We start from the raw sequence: 1,642 nt of genomic DNA, 5'->3' as shown, positions 1-1,642 counted from the left end.
TTATACAGATATATCTATCGATAATTTATTATTAGTTTACGGAGAACACTTTTTTTCGGTTATAGAAACTAGTTATCCGGGTCTTTTAGCAACGTATAAAGACCCAATAGATATGTTATCATCAATAGAAAATCATATACATGTAGAGGTCCAAAAAATTTATCCAGATGCAGAATTGCCAACTTTTGTTGTACAAGATAAAACCGAAAACTCTATAATTATGGTATATAAATCTAGCAGAGCAATGCATCATTTTGGATTGGGTTTAATGAATAAAACTTTTGAACATTTTAATAGCACTGCTACCATTCAATTAGAAAAAATAAAAGAAGATGGTACAGAAGTAAGATTTATAGTTACCAAAAATTAATGAATCAACATAAAATAGACATATTAGAACGCGCATTAAAAAGAGAAAAAGCTGCTAGAAAAGTAGCTGAAAAAATATTAGAAGAAAAATCTAAAGAATTATATGCTATATCAGAAAAATTAAAAGAAACTAATTTTCAATTAAGCAATCTTCTAGAAGAAAAATCATCTACGTTAGAAGGCGTTTTTAAAAACATTAACGATGCATATATTGTAATGGATTTGCAGGGAAATGTTTTAAAAATGAATCAAATTGCTATAAATCTTTTTGAATATGATATAAACAAAGAAGATTTTAATGTTAGTAAAACAATTCATGAAGATGATGCTGAGTATACTTTAAAATCTTTTTCAGAACTTTATAATATAGGTTACTTTAACGGTTACACTGCAAGAATCTACACGAAAAGTAAAATTATAAAGTGGATTCAAGTAAACTCTACAATTATTTATAATAAAAATAAGAAACCTATTGCTGCACAAGGCGTCATAAGAGATATAACTGAAGAAAAAAAGGCATCCGATTTATTAATTGAGTCAGAAAACAGGTTGTCTTCTGTTATAGCTAATTTAGATAAAGCTGTATTATTAGAAGATGAGAATAGAAAAATAGTATTGACAAATCAAAAATTTTGCGACCTTTTTAACATACCAATATCACCTAACTTAATGGTAGGACAAGATTGTTCTAACGCTGCAGAACAAAGCAAAGATCTTTTTGTAGAACCAGAAGATTTTGTAAATCAACTGTCTGATGTTTTACAAAAAAAAGAAAAAGTTTTAGCTGACGAGTTAGTAATGAAAAACGGTACAATCTTAGAAAGAGATTTTATACCTATTTTAACAGATAATAATTACAAAGGACATCTTTGGACTTATAAAGATGTTACATTAAAGAAGCAATACAGCAAAAGCTTAGAGGCTCAAAAGCAAAAGTATAGCAATATTATAGCTAACATGAATCTTGGTTTGATAGAAGTAAACAACCAAGACGAAATTTTAATGATCAATCAAAGTTTTTCTGAAATGTCTGGTTATTCAGAAAAAGAGTTAATTGGTAAAAAAGGAAAAGAAGTTTTTCTTGATGCTGTTGGTTCTGAAATTTTAAACAAAGAAAACTTAAAAAGAATTGAAGGAAAATCTAATTCTTACGAGTTAAAAGTAAAAAATAAAAAAGGAGAAATTAGATATTGGTTGATAAGTGGAGCTCCTAACTATAATTTAAATGGAGAGGCTATTGGTTCTATTGGTATTCATTTAGATATTACACCAC

At 27.5% G+C, this 1,642-nt stretch carries 2 protein-coding genes; both read left to right on the top strand.

What is annotated here, in order from left to right:
- A partial coding sequence (locus tag ACTG3S_RS14405) for a heme NO-binding domain-containing protein (protein WP_439130027.1) occupies positions 1–370 on the top strand: 370 nt, incomplete at its 5' end.
- Positions 370–1,642, top strand: a 1,273-nt coding sequence (locus tag ACTG3S_RS14400; protein WP_439130026.1) for a PAS domain-containing protein, incomplete at its 3' end; no start/stop codon positions are given. The genes ACTG3S_RS14405 and ACTG3S_RS14400, both read left to right, overlap by 1 nt.

Origin of the sequence: Polaribacter sp. (assembly GCF_965656025.1) — a bacterium.
GTDB lineage: Bacteria > Bacteroidota > Bacteroidia > Flavobacteriales > Flavobacteriaceae > Polaribacter.
The sequence above is the reverse complement of the archived record's forward strand: the minus strand, read 5'-3'. Positions and strand labels throughout refer to the sequence as shown.